Origin of the sequence: Microbacterium resistens NBRC 103078, assembly GCF_001552355.1 — a bacterium.
Lineage (GTDB): Bacteria > Actinomycetota > Actinomycetes > Actinomycetales > Microbacteriaceae > Microbacterium > Microbacterium resistens.
Window position 1 is genome coordinate 1 of the sequence record NZ_BCRA01000092.1, and the last position, 19,964, is coordinate 19,964.

The following is a 19,964-nucleotide window of genomic DNA, read 5'->3' on the forward strand; positions in this document are numbered from 1 at the left end:
GCCGCCTCGGCCGGGGCGGTGTCCGTGGCCGCAGGCCTCGCCTCCCTGTGGGCGATCGCGGTGGCGGTGCCGGGTCTTCCCGGCGGCGCGGTCGATGCGCCGTGGTTCGCGGTGGCGGTGCTCCTGCCGATGGCGGTGTTCGACGTGTTCGGCGCGGTTCCGCAGGCCGCGTCGTCCTGGCGCGGGGTGCGGGCAGGCGCGCAGCGCATCCACGCGCTGCTGCCGGCAGAGCTGCCCGCGCAGATCCGTGCGGACGAGCCGGGCTCCACGGGCGTCGTGACGCCGGCTCCTCCCGCCGCCTCGCCCGTGACCCGTCCGCCCGCGCTGCGGGTGCGGGATCTACGCGCGGGGTGGCCCGGGGCGCAGCGCCCGGCGCTGACCGGGGTCGATCTCGATCTGGGACCGGGCGAGCGGGTCCTCGTGACCGGGGCGAGCGGAGCGGGGAAGTCCACTCTCGCCGCCGCGCTCGTCGGGTTCCTCGCCGCCGAGGGGGAGTACCGTGTGGGCGACGAGGACGCCGCACGGATGCCCGGCCCCGCCCTGCGCGCGGTCGTCGGGCTGTGCGAGCAGGATCCCCAGCTCTTCGACGAGGACATCCGCCAGAACCTGCTGTTCGCCCGGGACACGGCCAGCGACGAGGAGCTCCTCGCGGTGCTGGAGAGGGTCGGGCTCGGAGACTGGGTGCGCGAGCGCGGCGGCCTCGACGCGCGTGTCGGAGAGCGCGGCGGGCTCGTCTCCGGCGGGCAGGCGCAGCGCATCGCCCTGGCTCGGGCGCTGCTGCGCGGATTCCCGATCCTGGTCCTCGACGAGCCGACGGCGGGTGTCGACCCGGCGACGTCGGAGGCGCTGCTGGACGACCTCCTGGGAGCCGCCGGCGACCAGTCCGTCCTCCTCATCTCCCACGTCGCGCCGCCCGAGGGGCGCATCGACCGCGTGGTCCGCCTTCAGGATGGGCGTACCGCCTGAGCGGTCCGGTCCAGGGGAGCCCCGCCCGGATCACGCGGCCGACCGGGAGCGGGTCAGGGCCAGAGGGGCTCGAGCGGCTCCATCGTGATGCCCTGTGCCTCGAATGAGCGGCGCCGCTCCTCGATGCGGCGGTGCATCTCGGCCTGCGCCGCCGTGACCGTCTCGGGGTCCACGGGGATTGAGGCGGGATGCGGGTCGCCGTGGTTCGCGGCGATGTACGCGTCGAGCTCGGGACCCGAGGTCCACGAGGTGATCAGGGCGTAGCGGGGGGCGACGCCGCGGTGCCACACCGCGTGCCAGAACCGCTGGGTGTCCACGACGATCCGCGACCCCTCCGGGAGGGGCAGGCGCACCTCGGTGGCGGGGTCGAAGCGGTCCGATCGCAGGATCAGGAGCGAGTCCGGGTCGTCCGTGAGGTTGAAGAAGCCCCGGACCACCCATCCGGTGCCTTCGTCGTTGAGCCGGTTGTTGTCGTCCTGGTGCAGGTTGTAGATCGCGTCGGCATAGGTGTTGGGCTGGAGTTCGATCACGCGGCAGCGCCCGACGTTGGCGCCGGCCTCCGCGGCACGGCGTACGAGCGTCGGGGCGAGCGCCGACTGCGAGGGCACCCAGACGCCGTCCTTGTCCGTGCGGGGCGGGGTGTGGTTCCAGAAGCCGTTGCACTCCACTTCGCCGGCGTAGCTCGCCAGCGGCGCGAAGCGCGTGATGCCGGACGAGCGCCACGGGACGTACTCGAGATCGAACCACTCCGCCGGATCCGCCGTCTGGTCGTACCGGTCGAGGACGACGTATCCCGTCTCCTCCAGCGCCTCCGAGCGGATGAACGACATCTCGGCTCCCCTCATCTCGTCCGCGCCCTTCCCGGGGGCGCGACCTACTTAGGACATCCTAACTCGGCGGGCGTGCTCCCGTCGGGCGCGGAGCCGTGCAAAACGGGCCCGTCGCTACGCTGGGGGAATGACACAGCCTCAGGGAGCCCATCTCGTCGGGAGCGTCAACTTCGACGACGCCGAGAAGACCATGCGCACGGCCTCCGAGATCCTCGGTGCTCGGCTCAGGCGGATCCCGGACGGGGAGGTGGGCAAGCGATTCCACTGGATCATGTTCCAGCCGGACGTCCTCGGGGCGGTGGAGGGCATCGAACGCGTCGGCGATGCCCCGATCCCCTTCGGGGCGGGGCTGGACGCGCGTCCGCTCCGGATCGGCGAGGGTGTGGACCCGCAGTCGATCGTCCTGCCGCCGCTGGGCTACGAGGACGCCGCCGTGGCGTCGTACGGGATCTTCCGCCGCCTCCGCGACGAGGGCGTGATCCCGGCGGGGACGCGCTTCCAGGTGTCGCTTCCCACGCCCCTCGCGGTCATCTCCTCCTTCTTCTCCGGCGACGACCGCGGCGCGATCGAGCCGCTCTACACCGCGGCGATCCTGCGCGAGCTGGACGGGATCCTCCGGGCTGTCCCGCACGAGGACCTGTCGATCCAGTGGGACGTGGCGAGTGAGATGGGCATCATCGAGCGGGCAGCGGGGTACGGCCGGGTCATGGAGGCGTGGTGGCCGGGGGACCCGTTCGACGGGCTCGTCGGCCGTCTGGCCACGCTCGTGGACGCCGTGCCCGCCGACGTGGAGGCCGGAGTGCATCTCTATTACGGCGACGCCGGTGAGAAGCACTTCATCGAGCCGACCGATGCAGGGAACCTCGTCCGCTTCGCGAACGCCGTCGCCGCGGCGTCGGGGCGGACGCTCACGTGGCTGCACCTTCCCGTCCCGATCGCCCGTGACGACGACGCGTACTTCGCGCCCCTCGACGACCTGGCGATCGCCGACGGGACCGAGCTGTACCTCGGGCTCGTGCACCGCGAGGACGGCGTCGAAGGAGCCCGGCGTCGGATCGCCGCCGCCGCGCCGCATGCGCCCGCCTTCGGCGTCGCGACGGAGTGCGGGATCGGCCGTGCGCCGGCGGGTACGACCGAGGACATCCTCCGCACCCACGCGGACGTCGCCGTGTCCTGGTGATCTCGATTCGCGTCCGCGCTCGGCGTGACGTAAACTCTTCTGCGGTGACGTGTCCGAGCGGCCGAAGGTGCAACTCTCGAAAAGTTGTGTAGGGTAACCCCCTACCGTGGGTTCAAATCCCACCGTCACCGCCAGGAAAACCCCCGAGAGATCGGGGGTTTTCGCATGTCCGGGTCGCGGTGTGGCGCATCGATCGGTTCCGATCATCACGTCCTCACCGAGAGGACGGCCGCGGGCCGTGCCCGTCGGCTACGAGGAGCGCGGGCCTGCGGCGCGGTTCGCGAGCAGGCGGGCGAGGGCCGTGGTCGCACCCGCCGGTGCGTCCCCCGCGGTGTCCCCGATGCCGAGGTAGTGGCTTCGGGCGCATTCCATGAGCGCGCGATCGGTGCCCGTGAGCGAGTCCGCGACGGTCTTGGCCGCGGCGTCCTTCGAGACGATCTGCCCGGTGTCGAGGGCGACCAGGATCCGCGCGAGCGTGAGCAGCGTGTTCCGCTCGTCGCCCTCGATGCCGGCGAGCACCCCCGGGACCGATGCGAGGACCGCATCGGTCAGTGCCTCAGGCGGCACGGCGGGGAGCAGCGTGCCAAGGGGTTGCCCGAGGAGAACCCGGTGGGCGTGATGTGCGGTCGCGATCAGCACCGTCACGTCGGGGTCGTTCTCCGGCATCGGGACGTGCCCGTCCAGGATCTCTTCGCGCAGCCATTCTCCGTACTGGAAGTCGCGGAGCGGCGCGCCCGCCCACGAACCCGGCCGCGGTGCCGCCAGGCTGGTGAGTTCGATCGGGCGACGATCCTGAGCGTCGGGGAACCGAGCGGCGTGCCCCTGCCATCCGGACACGGCGAGCAGCAGATCCGTCAGATCCCGCCGTTCTCGGGTCGACAGGGATCGTCGGGTGAGCACGAGCAGGTCGATGTCGCTCTCCGGGCGGATCCCGGAAGACGCGGCCGATCCGAACAGATAGACCCCGAGAACATCGCCCGGGCTCACCTCGTCGAGGTGACGAATGACCGGGGCGACCTGCGCTGCGACGCTCTGCCCGTACCCCATGCGTTCATTCTGCCGATGTCGGATGCTCGCGGTCACACCACCGCGATCCGCCGCGCCGCGGGTGCGGGGTGGGGAGCCGCGCGCGGACCGAGGGCCGCGGTCGGCCGAGCACCGAGCGGTGGGCGCGGGTGTCCGTGAACCTCGCGAGCCTCGTGGTCTGATGGTGACATGGCACGTTTCCGAAGGGTCCTCCTCGTTGCGCTCGCCGGGCTGGCCGCAGGGCTGAGCGGATGTTCGGTGCTGGGGATTCCCGAGGGCCTGGACGAGGACCGGCTCGCGGCGATCTCATCGCGGGTGACCGCTGCGCAGGGCGGACTCGACGCGACCCTTCACGGTGAGACCAAGACCTGCGAGGGACTCTGCCAGCGCATCTCCGTGGATCTGGTCCCGCGTGTTCCGGACTACACCGCCGTGGACATCGCTCTGGCGATCTACGAGACGGATACCGCGCTGGAGGAGCAGCGGATCTCGGCGTTCGACTACTGCTTCCGCTCGAATGCCTGGAGCCTGGCCGACGCGCAGTATCTCGATGCGCGACTTCTCGAGATCCCGGCACTGGGCTACGGCGACTTCTCCCGCGACGAGGCGGAATCCCGACCCAGCTACGACTGCTCCTCGTTCGCGGCCATCGATGCGAGGGAGAGGCTGGCCGCCTTCCTCGCCGATCGCGGAGTCGACGGCTTCTAGCCCGCTTCGCTGAGGTCAGCGCGCTTTCGCTGAAGTCGTCGCGATCCGGAAGGCATCGATCGGACGGCAGGTCGCGCCGACGGCTCGAGGATTGCATACCGAGATACTGGTATGCAATCTCCAGGTAATTCTCATATTTTGGTATCACCCCCCTATCGTGGGACGGAGCCAATCCGACCGTGGGGGTACGCATGCTTGGCACTGGGGAGAATCGTCGCGTCCGAAAGACGCTGATGCACCGCTCGCGGGCGGTCGCCGCCGCCGTCGTCGCGACGTTGGTGGCCGCGTTGACGGTCGTGAACGTCGCGGTGGTGGACCAGACGCCGGCGACGGCCGCTGGTGCGCTGTTCTGCGGTGACGTCTACACGCAGCAGGGTCAGAGCCCCCGCAACATCTGGCGGATCGACCGTGAGACCGGCGCTCAGACCGTGGCGGGGACCTTCACCATCCCCGGCGCCACCGGCAACCTGAACGGCACCGGCATCCACGACGCGGACGGCGACGGATTCGGCGAGGTCATCATCGGCGTCCTCCCCGCCAACTCCGGCACGGCGCGCTCGATCTACCAGTACTCGAGCGTCACCGGGCAGACGACGCTGCTCGGGGCGGGCGTCGCCGGCGCCGCGGTCACCCACGGCGCGATCAACGCGGCCAACGGGCACTACTACTACGGCGGCGTCACGAACGGCACGCTGAACGTCTACGGCTTCAACACGCAGACGAACCAGTCGATGGGTCTCGTCGCGAGCGGCCCGGTCCCCAACGGCGGTGGGAACGGCGACTGGGCGTTCGACAGCCAGGGCAACCTCTTCGTCGTGGCCGGGGGCAACGGCGCAGGGACGACCAACATCGTCAGCGTCGTCGAGCAGGAGATCCCTTCGACGGGCGGGACGACGGTGCCGATCACCGCCAAGGAGCTGGTCCGGATCGACACGGGCGGGACGCCCCTCAACGGCATCGGGTTCGCGGGCGACGGCTACCTCTACGTCGCCGGCGGCAGCCGCATGTACAAGGTCAACCCGACCACGGGGCAGAACATCAGCAACGTCGCCTTCCCGACGGCGGGCTCGGTCGACATGGCCTCCTGCGCCTCGCCGAACTCGGTCACCGTCGTCAAGGACTTCCCGCAGGGGCGCAACACCAGCTCCGACCAGGTGACGATGACGATCACCGGTGACGGGATCACCAGCGGGAACACCGCCACGACGAGCGGCACGGCCCCGGGCGTCCAGCCCCAGCAGGCGGGGCCGGTCCTCGTGCTCTCCGGGCAGCGGATCACGGTCGCGGAGACGGGGTCCGGCGTCGGGCGTCCGAAGTACGACACCCGCTGGTCCTGTGTCGACCAGAACACCGGGAACAGCCTCGGTTCGGGCGACGGCGGATCCGGGACCTTCACCGTCCCGGACGGGGGAGCCAAGGGCGTCGCCGCGCTCTGCACGTTCACGAACGACGCCCGCCTGCCCGCAGTGTCGCTCGAGAAGACCGCCGACAAGACCACCCTCGTCGCCGGCGAGACCGTGACCTACTCGTTCCGCGTGACCAACACCGGCAACGTCCCCCTCAAGGACGTCTCCGTGGCGGAGACCGCGTTCACCGGAGCCGGATCGATGTCGGCCGTCTCCTGCCCGGCCCTGCCGGAGCCGCTGGCGCCGGACGCCTCCGTCACCTGCACGGCGACGTACACCGTGCAGCAGGCCGACGTGAACGCCGGGTCGGTCGAGAACACCGCCACCGCGCGGGCCGTGTCGCCGGACGAGATCGCCGTCACGTCGGACCCCTCGTCGGTCACCATCACGGCGGATCAGAACGCCTCGCTGAGCATCGTGAAGTCCTCGGACACCGCCGAGCTCGTCGTGGGTGAGACGGTGACCTTCTCGTTCGTCGTGACGAACACGGGCAACGTGACGCTGACCGACGTCGGCGTCAACGAGGGCGCGTTCACCGGCGCCGGGACGCTGTCGGCCGTGGACTGCCCGGCGGATCGGACGCTCGCGCCCGGCGCGCAGCTCGTCTGCACCGCCACGTACACGGTGCAGCAGGCGGACGTCGACGCCGGATCGATGCGCAACGACGCCACCGCGACGGGCACGCCGCCCACGGGCCCGCCCGTGACCTCGGAGCCGTCGGAGACCACCACCCCCTCGGTCCCCGACCCGAGCGTGTCCATCGCGAAGATGGCGGACAAGACGGACCTCGTGGTGGGGGAGACGGTGACGTACTCCTTCCGCGTGACCAACACCGGCAACGTGACGCTGACCGACGTCTCTGTGAACGAGGACGACTTCACGGGTGCGGGTGACCTGTCCGCGATCGCGTGCCCGGCCGACAGGACGCTCTCCCCGGGCGAGTTCCTGGACTGCACGGCGACGTATGTGGTGCAGCAGGCGGATGTGGATGCGGGGTCGGTGACGAACTCGGCGACGTCGTCGGGGACGCCGCCGACGGGCGATCCGGTGACGTCGGATCCGTCCGAGGTGACGATCACGGGGACCTCGTCGCCGTCGATCACGGTCGTGAAGTCGGCGGACAAGACCGACCTGGTCGTGGGCGAGACGGTGACGTACTCGTTCGTCGCGAAGAACACCGGGAACGTGACGCTGACCGACGTCGCCGTGAACGAGGGCGCCTTCTCCGGTGCGGGTGCGCTGTCGGCGATCGAGTGCCCGGCGAACCGGACCCTGGCGCCGGGCGCGGAACTGACGTGCACGGCGACGTACGTGGTGCAGCAGGCGGATGTGGACGCGGGGTCGGTGACGAACTCGGCGACGTCGTCGGGCACGCCGCCGACGGGCGATCCGGTGACGTCGGATCCGTCCGAGGTGACGATCACCGGCACCCAGAAGCCGGCCATCGAGATCGTGAAGTCCTCCGACACGACCGAACTGGTCGCGGGCGAGACGGTGACCTTCTCCTTCGTGGTGACGAACACCGGCAACGTGACGCTGACCGACGTCGCCGTGAACGAAGGCGACTTCACGGGTGCGGGAGACCTGTCGGCGATCGAGTGCCCGGCGGAGCGGACGCTGGCCCCCGGCGCTCAGCTCGTCTGCACCGCCACGTACACGGTGCAGCAGGCGGACGTCGACGCGGGCACCGTCCGCAACAGCGCCACGGCGACCGGGACCCCGCCCACGGGCGACCCGATCGAGTCCGAGCCGTCCGAGGTGACGACCCCCTCCGTCCCCGACCCGAGTGTGTCCATCGTGAAGACGGCCGACAAGACCGAGCTCGTCGCCGGAGAGACGGTGACGTACTCCTTCCGCGTGACCAACACCGGCAACGTGACGCTGACCGATGCCGCGGTCGTCGAGGGCGCGTTCACGGGAGCGGGCGCACTGTCCGCGATCGAGTGCCCCGCCGACCGGACCCTGGCGCCGGCGGAGTTCATGGACTGCACCGCGACCTACGTGGTGCAGCAGGCGGATGTGGATGCGGGGTCGGTGAAGAACTCGGCGACCGCGACCGGGAACCCGCCGACCGGGGATCCCGTGGCCTCCGACCCGTCGACCGTGACGATCACGGCGGACCAGGATCCGGCCATCGGGATCGTGAAGACGGCGGACAAGACCGATCTGGTCGTGGGTGAGACGGTGACGTACACGTTCACCGTGACGAACACGGGCACCGTGACGCTGTCCGACGTGGCCGTGGCCGAGGGCGCCTTCTCCGGCGCGGGTCGGCTCTCGGCTCTCGACTGCCCGGCGGACCGGACCCTGGCCCCCGGCGCGCAGCTCGTCTGCACGGCGACGTACACGGTGCAGCAGGCGGATGTGGATGCCGGGTCGGTGACGAATGACGCGACCGCGACCGGCAACCCGCCCACCGGGGACCCCGTGACCTCCGAGCCCTCGGAGGTGACGATCACGGCGGACCAGACCCCGGGGATCGCGCTGGTGAAGACGGCGGACAAGACGACCCTCGTCGTGGGCGAGACGGTGACGTACACGTTCACGGTGACGAACACGGGCAACGTGACGCTGTCCGACGCGGCGGTGTCCGAGGGCGCCTTCTCCGGCGCGGGTCAGCTCTCCGCCGTCGACTGCCCGGCGGACCGGACGCTCGCGCCGGGCGCGCAGCTCGTCTGCACGGCCACCTACACGGTGCAGCAGGCGGATGTGGACGCCGGGTCGGTGACGAACGACGCGACCGCGACCGGGAACCCGCCGCAGGGTGACCCGATCACGTCGCCGCCGTCCGAGGTGACGATCACGGCGGACCAGACCCCGGGGATCGTGCTGGTGAAGACGGCGGACAAGACGAACCTCGTGGCGGGGGAGACGGTGACGTACACGTTCACCGTGACCAACACCGGCAACGTGACGCTCTCGGGCGTGGCGGTGGCCGAGGGCGCCTTCTCGGGCGCCGGTCAGCTCTCGGCCCTCGACTGCCCGGTCGACCGCACGATCGCTCCCGGTGCGGACCTGGTCTGCACGGCGACGTACACGGTGCAGCAGGCGGACGTGGACGCCGGGTCGGTGACGAACGACGCGACCGCGACCGGGAACCCGCCGCAGGGCGAGCCGATCACGTCGCCGCCGTCCGAGGTGACGATCACGGGGACGCAGTCCCCGGGGATCACCATCGTGAAGTCCGCGGACAAGGACGAGCTCGTCCTCGGTGAGACCGTCACCTACTCCTTCGTGGTGACGAACACCGGGAACGTGACCCTCACGGACGTGGCCGTCGACGAAGGCGCGTTCACCGGTGCGGGTGCCCTGTCCGCGATCGAATGCCCGGCGGATCGGACCCTCGCTCCCGGTGCGCAGCTGATCTGCACGGCGACGTACACGGTGCAGCAGGCGGATGTGGACGCCGGGACGGTCGCGAACGACGCGACCGCCACGGGCACCCCGCCGAACGGCGAGCCGATCACCTCGGAGCCGTCCGGGACGACCACCCCGTCGGTCCCGAACCCGGCCATCGCGTTCGTCAAGTCCGCCGACAAGACGGACCTGGTGGTGGGCGAGACCGTGACCTATACGTTCACGGCGACCAACACCGGCAACGTCACGCTGACGGACGTCGCGATCGCCGAGGGCGAGTTCTCCGGGGCGGGCGACCTGTCGGCGCTGGAGTGCCCGGCGGATCGGACGCTGATCCCGGGGCAGCAGCTGGTCTGCACGGCGACGTACGTGGTGCAGCAGGCGGATGTGGACGCCGGGTCGGTGACGAACACGGCGACCGCGTCCGGGAACCCCCCGGCCGGCCGTCCCGTGACCTCCGAGCCGTCGACGGTGGTCATCGAGGGGACCCCCTCCCCGGCCCTCACCCTCGTCAAGTCCTCGGACACGCCGGAGCTGGTCGTGGGCGCGACCGTGACCTTCTCCTTCGTCGCGACCAACACGGGCAACACGACGCTGACCGACGTGACGGTCGTGGAGGGCGAGTTCACCGGCGCAGGCGAGCTGTCCGCGCTGTCCTGCCCCGCCGACCGCACGCTCGCCCCCGGCGCGCAGCTCGTCTGCACCGCGACCTACGTGGTGCAGCAGGCGGACGTGGACGCAGGCACCCTGCGCAACACGGCCACCGCGACCGGCACCCCGCCCTCGGGCGAGCCGATCGAGTCGGAGCCGTCGGAGGTGACGACCCCGTCGACGCCGAAGCCGGCGCTGACGCTCGTGAAGACGGCGGACAAGAGCACCGTCGCCGCAGGGGAGACCGTGACGTACACGTTCCGCGTCACCAACGTGGGCACCGTCACGCTCCGTGGGGTGGCGGTCGTCGAGGGCGCCTTCTCGGGCGCGGGCGAGCTGTCCGCGCTCGACTGCCCGGCCGACCGGACCCTCGCGCCGAGCGAGTTCCTGGACTGCACCGCGACGTACGTCGTACAGCAGGCCGACGTGGACGCCGGATCCATCACCAACGACGCCACGGCGACCGGCAATCCCCCGCAGGGCGAGCCGATCGTGTCGGATCCCTCGGCGGTGACCGTGACGGCGGAGCAGACGCCGGGGATCTCGATCGTGAAGTCCGCGGACAAGACGCAGCTGGTCGCCGGCGAGACGATCACGTACTCGTTCGTGGTGACCAACACCGGCACCGTGACCCTGACCGACGTCGGCGTGACGGAGGGCGACTTCACGGGCGCGGGCGAGCTGTCGGCCGTCGAGTGCCCGGCCGATCGCACGCTGGCCCCGGGGGCCCAGCTGATCTGCACGGCGACGTACACGGTGCAGCAGGCGGACGTGGACGCCGGGTCCGTGACCAACACGGCGACCGCGACGGGCACGCCGCCGGGCGGCGAGCCGATCGAGTCCGAGCCGTCCACCACCACGACCGGCGCGGATCCCGCTCCGTCGCTGTCGATCGTGAAGACGGCGGACACCGCCGTTCTCGTGGCGGGCGAGACGGTCACGTACACGTTCACCGTCACGAACACCGGGAACGTCACGCTCGCGGACGTCACCGTCCTCGAGGGCGAGTTCTCCGGGGCGGGCGACCTGTCGGCGCTGAAGTGCCCGGCGGATCGCACGCTGGTCCCGGGCCAGCAGCTCGTCTGCACGGCGACGTACACGGTGCAGCAGGCGGACGTGGACGCCGGGTCCGTGACCAACACCGCCACCGCGACGGGCACGCCGCCCGGAGGGGGCGAGGTGGGGACGGATCCGTCCACGGTCGTGATCGAGACCACGCCCGCTCCCGCCCTCACCGTCGTGAAGACGGCGGACAAGTCCGCTGCGCGCGTGGGCGAGACCATCACCTACACGTTCACGGTCACCAACACCGGCAACGTGACGATCACGGACGTGACCGTCGTCGAGGGTGAGTTCAACGGATCCGGTCCGCTCTCGACCCCGGTCTGCGAGGACGGCGCGCGTCGTCTCGCCCCGGGGGAGAGCGTGGTGTGCACAGCCACCTACGTGGTCCAGCAGGCCGACGAGAAGAAGGGCGACCTCGTCAACACCGCGACGGCGACCGGGAAGACGCCGGCGGGCGGGATCGAGTCGCCGCCCTCCTCGACGACGACCCGACTGCTCGTGGTCGACCTCCCGCCGACCGGCGGGGAGATCGCGATGGGCGCGATCGGCGCCTCGGTCGTGCTGGTGCTCGTCGGCGTCGCCCTCGTGGTGATCGCGCGTCGCCGACGCGGTGAGCGCACGACGCTCTGACGGGGAGGCGCCGGAGCGGGCTTCCCGCTCCGGCGCCGTCCGCGGCGTGGTCGGGCGGTCCTCGGACGGGGCGTCGAGCGCGGCGCCGCGACCGCGTCGCGCCGCCATCGGCTGACATCATGGGCGGGGGCGCGTCGTCGCCGGGAGGGATAGGGACCGATGAGCCGTTCACCGCGTCTGAACCGCGTCGCCCGGGGCGATCACCGTCTGCTGTCCCGGGCTGCGGGGATGCCCGCGCCGACGCACCCGGACGTCACCGTGGTGCCGGACATCGCGGTGCCCGCGGCCGACGGCGTGACGTTGCGGACCGACCACTGGTCGGCGCCCGGGGCCGGAGACGCGACCCTGCTCGTGCGGACCCCCTACGGACGCGCCGACATCGCCGGCATGGCACTGTTCTTCGCCGAGCGAGGCCACCACGTCATCGTGCAGAGCTGCCGGGGCACGTTCGGCTCGGGCGGACGCTTCGATCCGCTGCACGACGAGGCCGCGGACGGGGCCGCGACGATGTCCTGGCTGCGCGCCCAGCCATGGGCGACGGGGCCCGTGCACTCCTGGGGCGGGAGCTACTTCGGGGTGACCCAGTGGGCGATGGTCGACGGCGGGGCGGGTCCGGACGCGCTCGGGATCGCGGTCTCCGCGCGGCGCTTCGACGAGGCCATCCTGTACCGCGGGGGCGGGTTCTCCATCGAGACGCTCCTCGCCTGGTGCATCGCCCTCGATCTGCAGGAGCGACCGCTGATGTCGAAGATCGGGAGGATGCTGCGCGCCCGCGACCGGGTGCACCGGGCGTCGTTCACCGTCCCGCCGACGGAGGCCGCCGTCCGCGCCCATGCCGGCGATCCCGCGTTCTTCCGGGACTGGCTCGCGCACAGTGCTCCCGGCGATCCGTGGTGGGAGCCGCTGCACTTCGCCGAGGAGCTGTCCTCGATCCCGCCGACCGTGCTGCTGGCCGGGTGGCAGGACCTCTTCCTGGAAGGGCAGCTCGACGACTACGCCGCGCTCCGCGACGCCGGGACCGCTGTGCGGCTCGTCGTGGGCGACTGGACCCATGGCGCACCGGGCACGCTCGTCCTGTGTGCCCGCGAGGCGTTGCGGGGCTTCTCCGATCCGCGGGGCGGAGCCGCGGTGCAGGTGGAGGTCACGGGTGGCGGGGGCTGGCGCGAGCCCGCGTCCTGGCCGCCGCCGAGCACCCCGGAGACGTGGCAGGCCACGGCGGACGGGGCACTGGTCCGGGACGACGACGGCGCGGTGGCGCCGGGAACGCTCTCCTACCGCTACGACCCGGACGACCCGACCCCGAGCGCGGGCGGCCGGACCCTGAACCCCTTCACGGCCGGGCGACGCGACCAGCGCCGACGCGAGGCCCGCGACGACGTGCTGGTCTTCACCGGCGAGGAGCTCGCCGACGAGGTGCTGGTGGCCGGGTCCCCGGAGGTCGAGCTCACGCTCTCCTCGACCAATCCGCGCGTGGACGTGTTCGTGCGCCTGTGCGAGGTGGACGAGCGCGGCCGCTCCACGATGATCACCGATTCCTACCGGCGCCTCACGCCGGACGCGGCGGCGGGGGAGGAGCGGCGGGTCCGGCTCGTGCTCGCCCCGATCGCGCATCGTTTCGCCCCCGGCCGCCGGCTGCGACTGCAGGTGTCCTCCGGGGCCCATCCCCTGCACTTGCGCAACCCCGGCACCGAGGACCCTGTCCGCGACTTCTCGCGTCTGGTCCCGAGCGCGCAGACCGTACGGCTGGGAGGGGCCGACCCGCTGCGGCTGGTCCTCCCGCGGACGACGGACGACGCCCTCGGCGCGTCCTCCCCGGCGCCCTAGACTGGCCCGGATGAGCACGCCCGACCCGGCGGCGACGCCCCGCGGCCCGCTGTGGCGACGCCTCCTGTCCCGCCCCCTGGTCTGGGCGGCGCTGTGCGCGGTCGTGGCGATGGCGCTGCACGGGGGAGGCGGGGACGCGGAGTTCCCCGTCTTCCTGCTCGCCATCGTCGCCGGATGGCTGTGCGGGTTCGCGTTCGTGACCGCGACGGACCGGATCGCCCCGGAGCCGCGCGGCCTCCTGGTGCACGTGGCGGGGGCTGTCGTCGTGGGGGCGGCCGGGCTCCTCCTGGTCTCGGGCGGCTCGGAGCGCCTCTCCGACCTGCCAGACCGCGTCTACGGCGCGGTCCTGATCCTCGTTCTCGGGGTGCCGCCCGCGGCGGCCTGGATCCTCATCACCCTCTTCGCGCGGGTGATGGCGCTGGTCGGCGCACGGGTGAAGGCGGCGGTGGGGACGCGTCCGGCGCCCGCGGCGCCGTCCTGGGAGGGGGACGGCGAGGGCGCGGTGGTGCGGTTCACCGCCGTCCGGCTGCGGACCCGCACCCTGGCGCTGGCGATCGTCGGCGTGGTGCTCGTCCTCGGAGGAGGGTGCGTTGCGCTGCTGATCGCGCTCGACGACGTCGTCGTGAGGATGGGGCCGCGCCTGTCGATCGTGCTCGCAGGGCTCGTGCTGGGGCTCCCGGCCTATCTCCTGCTGGCCGCGTCGATCCGGCGACGGAGCATCCCGTGCTCGGTGCGGTTCGTCCGCGATCGGCTTCAGGTCCGGGCCGGCGCCGAGACGGCGGAGCTCCGGCTGTCCGAGATCGAGCTGCTGCGTTGGCGCACGGAGACCGAGTACGCCCGGGTCGAGGTGCGCGGCGCGGGCGTGGACCTGTCGCTCGTCGTGGGGATGGCCCGGCCGCCGGAGGGCGGGGCGCCGCGGATCCCGGCGCTATCGCCGCGGGTGATGGACCTGCTGGCGTCGGCGGGACTGAGGCAGGAGGGCGGCGGACGGGGCGTGGTGACGTTCCGACGGACCTCGACGGCACCGGCTCTCTCGGGATAGATCCTTATATCTCAAAAAATATAAGCGAATCGCTTATATTCCCCCCGTCATCGGGTAGCATCGGGGCATGCCGATCGCCGTCATCGCCGACATCGTCGGGTCGCGACGCCTGCCGGACCGCTCGGAGGCGCAGCGCACCCTCGATCGCGTCATCGCCCGGGCCGAGCAGGATCTCCCCCTGGCCGCATCGCCGCTGCGCGCCACGGTGGGGGACGAGCTGCAGGCCCGCTATGAGGAGCTGCCGGCGGCTCTCGCCTCGCTCCTTCTCGTCCAGACGGCGCTGCCCGACGGCCTGGAGCTGCGCTTCGGCATCGGCGTCGGCGAGATCCGCACGGTCGAGGCCGAGGGGACGGACCTGCAGGACGGACCCGCCTGGTGGGCGGCGCGCACCGCGATCGAGACCGTGCACGCGCGCCAACAGCGCGCCGTGCCGACGACGCGGACCTGGATCGTCGGTGCCCCGGAGGAGGATGACGCCATGCACACGCTCATCGACGTCGCGAACGCGTACCTGCTGGCCAGGGACGGGCTCGTGATGGGCATGGGCGAGCGCGAGCGCCGGCTCGTCCACGGGCGATGCCTGGGGCGGACGCAGAAGCAGCTCGCCGAGGCCGAGGGGATCAGCCAGTCGGCGGTCTCCCAGGCGCTGGCGGGCGCGGGATCCGCCGCGCTCGTCGCGGGCTTCCAGACCCTCCGCGGAAGGATCGGCGCATGATCCTCGCCGGCTTCGCCCTCCTCGCCATCGGCCTCGCCGACGTGCTGCGCCGCTTCGTCCCCGCCCGAGCGCGGTGGTTCGCCATCGCGGTCGCCGGGCTGGCCGTGCTCATCCTTGCCGCCATCGCGAACGCCGCCTGGTTCGGCCTGCTCGCCCTGGCGCTGGGGGCCCTGTGGCTCTGGGCGATGCCCTCGGCGGGCCGCGCCCCGCTCGCATTCTGGCCCGCGGTCCTGCTCGCGGTGCTGTGCGCGGCGGGGGTGGCGTTCGGTCCCACCCGCGAGGACGCCGGCGTGTTCGGCGACGGCTGGGTCGTTCCCGCGCTCGGCGGAGCGGTGCCGTTCGACCTCGTGGTGCTCGCCGTCGGCGTGTTCGCGGTCATGCTCGAGACCGGGAACGTCGTCGTCCGCGCAGCGCTGGAGAGCGAGCACGCGATCCTCCCCGCGGATGCGGATGCGGATGCGGATGCGGATGCGGATGCGGATGCGGACGCGAGGGCGGGTGCGGACGAGGGTGCGGACGCGAGGGCGGGTGCGGATGCGGATGCGGGTGCGCGTGCGGACGCGAGGGCGGGTGCGGACGCGGATGCCCCGGCGCCGGTGCGCGAGGAGGGGTTCCGCGGCGGGCGCCTGATCGGGCCGCTGGAACGGGTGATCGTGCTCCTGCTCACTCTCGCCGCGGCGTATCCGCTCCTCGCGGCGATGCTGGCCGCCAAGGGCATCGTGCGCTTCCCGGAGATCTCCCGCGACGGGCACAGCGGCGCCCGGGCGGAGTACTTCCTCGTCGGGAGCCTGGTGAGCTGGGTCGTCGCCCTCGGCGGCGCCTTCCTGCTCTGGTGGGCCTCCGCCTGAGCCGGGCGCCGCACCCCGGCAGTGCCGAAACCCCCTCTGCCCGCCGAGACCCCCTCCCACACACGTATCTACGAGGGGGTACGGGCGGGGAAGGGGGGTTTCGGGGGCCGCACCGCCGCGCGGGAGCCGACCGGCCCGCTGGTAGCCTGAACGGCGTGTCGAATTCTGAACTGACGACCGCGACACCGGCCAACGACCCCTCGTTCGAGAACGTGTGGGACGAGCTGGTCTGGCGCGGCCTCGTCCACGTGTCCACGGATCCGGAGGCGCTGCGCGCCCTTCTCGCCGGGCCTGCGATCACGTATTACTGCGGGTTCGACCCCACCGCGCCGAGCCTGCACCTGGGGAACCTGGTGCAGCTGCTCACCATGCGCCGCCTCCAGCTCGCCGGCCACCGGCCGCTGGGTCTCGTGGGCGGGTCCACCGGGCTCATCGGAGACCCGCGGCCGACCGCCGAGCGCACGCTGAACACCCGCGAGACCGTGGGTGAGTGGGTGGCGCGTCTGCGTGCGCAGATCGAACGCTTCCTCAGCTTCGAGGGCGACAGCGCGGCCCGCATCGTGAACAACCTGGACTGGACCGCGCCGATGAGCGCGATCGACTTCCTCCGGGAGATCGGCAAGCACTACCGGGTCGGCACGATGCTGAAGAAGGATGCGGTCGCGGCGCGGCTGAACTCCGACGCCGGCATCAGTTACACCGAGTTCAGCTACCAGATCCTGCAGGGCATGGACTACCTGGAGCTGTACCGCCAGTACGGCTGCGTGCTGCAGACGGGCGGATCCGATCAGTGGGGCAACCTCACCAGCGGGACGGATCTGATCCACCGCGTCGAGGGCACGTCGGTGCACGCGATCGGGACCCCCCTGATCACGAACAGCGACGGCACGAAGTTCGGCAAGAGCGAGGGCAACGCGATCTGGCTGGATGCCGAGATGTGCAGCCCGTACCGCATGTACCAGTTCTGGCTGGGCACGGCGGACGCGGACGTGATCGACCGGCTGAAGGTGTTCACGTTCCTGACGCGTGCGGAGATCGAGGAGTACGCGGCGCTGGTGGAGGCGGAGCCGTTCCGCCGTGCCGCGCAGAAGCGCCTCGCCCTGGAGGTCTGCGCCACCGTGCACGGGACCGAGGCGACGGCCGCCGTGATCGCGGCGTCCGAGGCGCTGTTCGGCCAGGGCGACCTGTCGACGCTGGACGCCGCGACCCTGCGGTCGGCGCTCGACGAGCTTCCGAACGCGGAGGTCGCGGCGGGATCGACGGTCGTGGAGGCGCTCGTCGCGACCGGCCTCGTCGCCAGCGTCTCCGAGGCTCGCCGGGCGATTGGCCAGGGCGGCGTCTCCCTCGACGGCGTCCGGGTGGAGGACGAGGCGGCGACGGTGCAGGGCAGCCTGCCCGGCGGCGTGTCCGTGCTCCGCCGCGGCAAGAAGACGCTCGCCGGGCTCTTCGTCGGAGCCTGATCCCCGCGAGACCCCCTCTCCCCGCCGAGACCCCCTCGGAAACACGCACGGGAGAGGGGGTCTCGGCGTTCCGAGGGGGTCTCGGCGCGTGCGCAGAGACGACGGGGGCGGCGCCGTTCACCGAGGGCGATCCCGTGCAGCGACCCGACCGGTGAACGCGTCGCGAACATATATCGATAACTGGCAGCTCGCCCGGAAGTTGTATTCCTTTGTTCGCCAGACTGGGGCGCGACGGGCGCTCGCCCGTTCCCCGCTCTCGACCCAGGAGATCCCCATGTCGCCCTTCCGACGCCCCGTCTGCGCCGGTGCCGCCCTCGTCCTCGCCTCGGCCTTCGCCGTGGCCGTCCCGACCGTCGCCCAGGCAGCCGCCGACCCCGTCCTCCCCGACGGCACCCACAGCCGGAAGACGCTGGTGGTCGGGATCGACGGAGCGAGCTTCGACTTCCTCGCACCGGCCGGAATGCCGAACCTGACCGCGCTGCGGGAACAGGGCATGACCGCCACGAGCAACCTGTTCGCGAACCCGATGGCGCCGACCGTCTCCGGGGCCGGATGGTCGTCCATCGCCACCGGCGTGTGGCCGGACAAGCACAACGTGATCGACAACAGCTTCACGGATCCGCGATACGACCAGTACCCCGACTACCTCACCCGGATCGAGGCGGCCGACCCCGCCGCCTCGACCGCGGTGGTGGGCACCTGGAGCCCGATCCCGGAGAAGGTGTTCGGCCCCGCGGTCGATCTGCGCGTCGCCGGCGGCGATGACGCGGGGACCACGGCCAAGGCCGTCGATCTGCTCCGCGCCGGGAACCCCGACAACATGTTCGTGCACCTGGACGAGGTCGACGGTGCCGGGCACTCGGTCGGCACGAACGGGCCCGCCTATGCGGAGGCCTTGCGGCGGGCCGACGGCCAGCTGGGCGAGATGCTCGAGGCGATCCGTCAGCGGGCGACCTACGCGGACGAGGAGTGGCTGATCGTCGTGACCGCCGACCACGGTCACAAGCCCACCGGAGGCCATGGCGGCAATACCGCGGCGGAGCGGAAGACCTTCGTCATCGCGGCCGGACCGGGGATCCCCGCAGGCTCCGTCCGGCACGACGTCAAGATCGTCGACATCGCTCCCGAGGTCCTGCGGGCGAACGGGATCGAGACCGAGCCGGCGGCGGATCTGGACGGACGGGCCTTCGCCGATCAGGTCGTCGACCCCTTCGACGCCCTGCGACCGGCTCTTCGCCCGCAGGTCGATGAGACCCGTCCCGGTCCGGACACGCTCGGCTGGACCGACCAGGCCCCGGACGGGTGGAGCATCGACAACTCCCGGATGCCCGCGGGCGGGGTGACGGAGTGGCGCGGGTGGAGCTTCGCGACGGACGAGTTCTGGACCGCGGTCGAGGGCGGCCAGATGCGGGAGGCGAGCGTGCGCAACCGCGACGTGTTCGCCGTCGCGGACTCGGACGAGTGGGACGACAGGCCGCACGACGCCGGCCCCTTCGACTCGACGCTCGTCAGCCCGGCCTACCCGCTGACCGGAGCCCCGACCGCGACGCTGTCCTACGCGACCAACTACTTCATCGACGGCCCGCAGACCGCCGAGGTGCGGGTGAGCTTCGATGGCGGGCCGGAGCAGGCGCTCAAGGCCTACAAGATCGACACGAACCGCGTCGAGGCACTCACCTTCGACGTTCCGACCGGCGCTCAGGAGGCGCGGTTCTCGTTCCACTACACCGGCCAGAACAGCGCGTTCTGGACGATCGACCAGGTCCAGCTCCTCCAGGACGAGGCCCCCGAGCCCCAGCTGCCCGCGACGCCGCAGGACGTTCGCGCCCTTCCCGGCGACGGCTCGATCTCGGTGAGCTGGTCCGTGCCCGCGGAAGAGACGGGGATCACCGGCTACACCGCCCGTGCCCTGCCGGCGGGCGCCGAGGGGGCGGTCGCGACTGCCGCGGCGCCGATGTCGTGCACGACGAACGGGGCTGAGTGCGTCATCGCCGGGCTGCAGAACGGCACGCCCTACACGGTTTCCGTCGTGGCGCACTCGGCCGCCGGCGATTCCGAGCCCGCGACCGTAGGCCCCGTCACCCCCGTGGCCGATCCCGGCGGGGAGACCGGTGCCGCTGCCGATGCGGCGGGATCCGCGGACGCCGGCGGGACCGCGGACGCGAGTGGGACGGCTTCCGCCTCGGCCAGCGGGTCCTCGGATGCCGCCGCGGCGGGCACCGCGGACGCGGCCGGGACCGCGGACGCCGGCGGAAC

12 protein-coding genes and 1 tRNA gene are annotated in these 19,964 nt (G+C 71.9%); 11 read left to right on the plus strand and 2 right to left on the minus strand.

The annotated features are described in order from the left end of the window. Nucleotides 1-966: amino acid ABC transporter ATP-binding/permease protein (locus MR1_RS14550; RefSeq protein ID WP_157518245.1), on the plus strand; the 966-nt coding region annotated here is incomplete at its 5' end. Between the two features lie 53 nt (nt 967-1,019). Here the strand turns inward: MR1_RS14550 and MR1_RS14555 are convergent. Beyond that, complete coding sequence (locus MR1_RS14555) at nt 1,020-1,796, minus strand: hypothetical protein (RefSeq protein WP_067248362.1); 777 nt, start codon at nt 1,794-1,796, stop codon at nt 1,020-1,022. Nucleotides 1,797-1,923: 127 nt separating this feature from the next. On the opposite strand from MR1_RS14555, the gene MR1_RS14560 reads away from it, so the two are divergent. Together MR1_RS14560 and MR1_RS14565 are read left to right on the plus strand one after the other, a co-directional pair. Next, entirely contained in the window at nt 1,924-2,976 is a 1,053-nt protein-coding gene (locus MR1_RS14560; protein ID WP_067248366.1) for a hypothetical protein, read from the plus strand. Between the two features lie 43 nt (nt 2,977-3,019). Then, nucleotides 3,020-3,110, plus strand: a tRNA-Ser gene (locus tag MR1_RS14565). A 115-nt stretch (nt 3,111-3,225) separates the two neighbouring features. On the opposite strand, the gene MR1_RS14570 is transcribed toward MR1_RS14565, so the two are convergent. Continuing rightward, entirely contained in the window at nt 3,226-4,023 is a 798-nt protein-coding gene (locus MR1_RS14570; protein ID WP_067248369.1) for an aminoglycoside adenylyltransferase domain-containing protein, read from the minus strand. A 168-nt stretch (nt 4,024-4,191) separates the two neighbouring features. Here MR1_RS14570 and MR1_RS14575 point away from each other — a divergent pair, with 168 nt between their 5' ends. The 8 genes from MR1_RS14575 to MR1_RS14610 all read left to right on the plus strand — a co-directional run. Next, a complete protein-coding gene (locus MR1_RS14575) occupies nt 4,192-4,710 on the plus strand; it encodes a hypothetical protein (RefSeq protein WP_157518247.1) in 519 nt (172 codons plus the stop codon). 233 nt (nt 4,711-4,943) lie between these two features. After that, nucleotides 4,944-11,819 (plus strand): DUF7507 domain-containing protein, encoded by a 6,876-nt coding sequence (locus MR1_RS14580; protein ID WP_067248375.1) that lies wholly within the window; start codon nt 4,944-4,946, stop codon nt 11,817-11,819. 159 nt (nt 11,820-11,978) lie between these two features. After that, a complete protein-coding gene (locus MR1_RS14585; RefSeq protein ID WP_067248378.1) occupies nt 11,979-13,643 on the plus strand; it encodes a CocE/NonD family hydrolase in 1,665 nt (554 codons plus the stop codon). 10 nt (nt 13,644-13,653) lie between these two features. After that, nucleotides 13,654-14,685: a hypothetical protein gene (locus tag MR1_RS14590; RefSeq protein ID WP_067248381.1), complete on the plus strand. Its 1,032-nt coding sequence runs from the start codon at nt 13,654-13,656 to the stop codon at nt 14,683-14,685. 67 nt (nt 14,686-14,752) lie between these two features. Beyond that, complete coding sequence (locus MR1_RS14595) at nt 14,753-15,400, plus strand: SatD family protein (RefSeq protein WP_067248384.1); 648 nt, start codon at nt 14,753-14,755, stop codon at nt 15,398-15,400. Continuing rightward, entirely contained in the window at nt 15,397-16,248 is an 852-nt protein-coding gene (locus MR1_RS14600) for a hypothetical protein (protein WP_067248387.1), read from the plus strand. The genes MR1_RS14595 and MR1_RS14600 overlap by 4 nt, the downstream gene beginning before the upstream one ends. A gap of 155 nt (nt 16,249-16,403) precedes the next feature. Then, the gene (tyrS, locus tag MR1_RS14605) at nt 16,404-17,708 is read left to right on the plus strand and encodes a tyrosine--tRNA ligase (RefSeq protein WP_084344741.1); all 1,305 of its coding nucleotides are present in this window, start codon (nt 16,404-16,406) and stop codon (nt 17,706-17,708) included. 274 nt (nt 17,709-17,982) lie between these two features. Beyond that, a partial coding sequence (locus MR1_RS14610) for an alkaline phosphatase family protein (RefSeq protein ID WP_157518249.1) occupies nt 17,983-19,964 on the plus strand: 1,982 nt, incomplete at its 3' end.